The organism is Nonomuraea antimicrobica (assembly GCF_039536965.1).
GTDB classification, from domain to species: Bacteria; Actinomycetota; Actinomycetes; order Streptosporangiales; family Streptosporangiaceae; genus Nonomuraea; species Nonomuraea antimicrobica.
In genome coordinates this window covers 1-2,571 of sequence record NZ_BAAAZP010000273.1, presented here as the reverse complement: position 1 = coordinate 2,571, position 2,571 = coordinate 1, and the positions used below count along the sequence as shown (strand labels likewise).

At 68.8% G+C, this 2,571-nt stretch carries 3 protein-coding genes; all 3 read right to left on the bottom strand.

Going from position 1 to position 2,571, the window contains the following annotated elements; all coding sequences use genetic code 11:
• On the bottom strand, positions 1-769 hold a 769-nt coding region (locus ABD844_RS52490), incomplete at its 3' end, for a hypothetical protein (RefSeq protein ID WP_344897709.1).
• A 10-nt stretch (positions 770-779) separates the two neighbouring features.
• On the bottom strand, positions 780-2,012 hold the full coding sequence (locus ABD844_RS52485) for an AAA family ATPase (RefSeq protein WP_344897706.1): 1,233 nt from the start codon (positions 2,010-2,012) through the stop codon (positions 780-782).
• Positions 2,013-2,339: 327 nt separating this feature from the next.
• Positions 2,340-2,571: hypothetical protein (locus ABD844_RS52480; protein ID WP_344897703.1), on the bottom strand; the 232-nt coding region annotated here is incomplete at its 5' end.

Below are 2,571 nucleotides of genomic sequence, written 5' to 3'. Positions count from 1 at the left end.
CACCCCACGCGGCCATCAGCTCGGCGTCTTCGCGCACCTTGTCGGCCGCCTGCTCGGCAGCGGCCCGGGCAGCCGTACGGATGCCCGGGCCGGCCTTGGCGAGCGCCAGCTGGGCGTCCGCGTCGGCCTCGGCTGCCGCCTGGTCCGCGGCCTTAGCCGCGGCCACGGCCGCTGCGACCTGGGCCTCAGCGTCGCCCGGGACCTGCCCGTCCGGGTCGGCTGCGGCGGCTGCCGCTTCCATCGCCTGCTGCACTTGCTGTGCCGCCTCCGCGGCCTGGCGTTGCGCCTCCTGCGCCTCCTCCGCCTCCTTCTGCGCCTCGCAGGTCTGTTCGAGCATGTTGCGCAGTGTGCTGCCCTGCGCGAGCACCGCCATCGCCGAGGCGTAGGGGTCGCCGACGGTGTTGCGGCGCAACTCCTTCCATGCAGGCGATTCCGTCAGCGAGGAGACGACCTGGTGGTTCACCGCCCGGGATGGGTCCATGTCGGCCAGGTCGTGCAGCCGCGGCACCGCCTTGTAGGCGCCGGTCCACAAGTCGCGGAGCAGGTCGGTCGTGTAGGAGTGCCGATCGGCCAGTTCGTCGGCCAGCTCGCGAAGGGCGCGAGCCTGCGTGTAGACGTCCGTCCAGGTCATCTCGTCGAACCGGTCGAAGGCGACCACCTGGGTGTGCTTGACGGGTGCGGGGGTCGCGGCCAGGCCGAGCCATCGCCCGGCCTTAGCCGCGAGGTCCTTCAGCGCCGCAAACGGCCTCTTCGTTTTCTTCGCAGCCACGTCAGGCTCCTCAGATGCCGGTGGGCTGCATGTTGAGCGCTTCAACCATGACGCGGCCGTTCACGGCGCGGTGGCGGGCGATGACCTCGTCAATGCTGTCGGTCGACCTGCCGGCCGCAGTCGCGTCCTTCAGCAGTTCTCTCAGCTTGTTGGCAGACCTGCTGAGCTTGGGGTTGGCCTCCTTGATCCCCCACTCGGCCAGCTCCTCCCGGGACTTGCCTTTCAGCTTGTTGAGCTCGGCTTCGATCGCGTCGATCCCGTCGAGCAGATCCAGGGCCTCCTTAGCGTCAGGGTTGACGAGGCCGAGGACCTGCCCCTCAACGGTGAGCTTGTCGGCCGGGCTGTCCCACAGGACGTGCGTCAGGAGGGCCATGTCGTTGGAGTTGACCGCGTTGCGGCCGTCCAGGAAGGCGGCGGCTTGCAGGAGCCGGATGGATTTCTTCCAACGCCGGTCGCTGGCGATCAACCCTTCGTGGTGCAGCGCCGTTCGTAGCGTGCACACGGCGTCGATCACCGGGTCGGGCACGTCGATGCGGGGCACGTGGACGCGCACGGCCTGCTCCACGTCGCCGAGCAGCACCGTGGTGGGCGCGGTCGGCGGGGCGGCCGGGACGGTCGCTGAGCGGATCAGCGTGGTGAAGTTGGCCACGTCGGCGAGGTAGCCGACCTCGATCCTGACCAGCAGCCGGTCATAGATCGCCGCGGACTCCTGGCCCTGGAGCAGCTCGTTGCTGGCGCAGATGGCGGACAACAGCGGGCAGCGGATGGGCGCGCCGCCCGCCTCCGGGTGGTACAGCCGCTCGTTTAAGTAGGCGAGCATCCCGTTGAGTGCGGCTGGGCCGCACTTGCCGATCTCGTCGATGAACGCGATGTTCGCCTTGGTGGCGCGCCCGTCCCACACCTGCTCGTAGCGGCCCTGCATCAACGCGGCGACGTCGATCGGGCCGAACAGCTGTTTGGGGTCGGTGTACTTCGACATGAGCACCTCCCATAGGAGAGCGTCCTGGATCCGGCTCGTCAGGTCCCTGGCCAGCTCGCTCTTGGCGGTGCCGGGCGGGCCGAGCAGCAGGGAGTGCTCGCCGGCGAGCATGCAGGCGACGATTGCCTTTACGGCGGTGGCGCGTTCGAGGTAGCGGGCGTTGAGCTCGGCGACGATGGCGCGCAGCCGAGCGGAAGTGACGCTGCCGTCGCCGGGGTCCGCGGAGGGCTGAGCCGCCGTCGGCTGGGCTGTGGTGGTCGTCATGTTCTCTCCTTTTCGACCATTTATTATGTCCTAATCATATCAATTTATGATTCTGATAACAATTGAGTCGGGCCTGACCAGGGGTTTTATGAAGAGAGCCGCAAGGGCCGGGACGTTCAGGCAGGCCCAGGATCGAGACTGGGCGCGCCTGAGACACCCGGGGACGCGCCGGCAGCCCTCTCTTGGTGAACGGTGTGGGGGCGACCCTGACCCTCCGGCCGCGGAAGGCCGGTCGGAACCGCCCGCTCGTCGTTGCCGAGCCGGTCGTCGGTCAGCGCCCCGTACAGCGCCTCCAGTCCGCCCGCCTTGCCGTACGTCGCCCGCAGCTCAGCAACGACGCTGGCCGCCCCCGCCCCCCTCGCCCTCCTCGCTCTGTTCGTCGTAGATGAGGAACTGGTCAGCGATCGCGCCGATCGCCTCGGGGATGGAACTGTTGGGGATGCACCCGTCGATCTCTTCCACCTGGTCGTCGGTGAGCGGGCAGCCCACCCACTCCTCCGGTTGCTCACGGGTGAGGGTAATCCCCGGCCGCTGGTCGGCGCTCTCCCCGGCCTGCGGT

Coding starts and splice junctions, on each gene's coding strand:
- ABD844_RS52485 (WP_344897706.1), bottom strand. CDS start 2,012: ATGACGACCACCACAGCCCAGCCGACGGCGGCTCAGCCCTCCGCGGAC.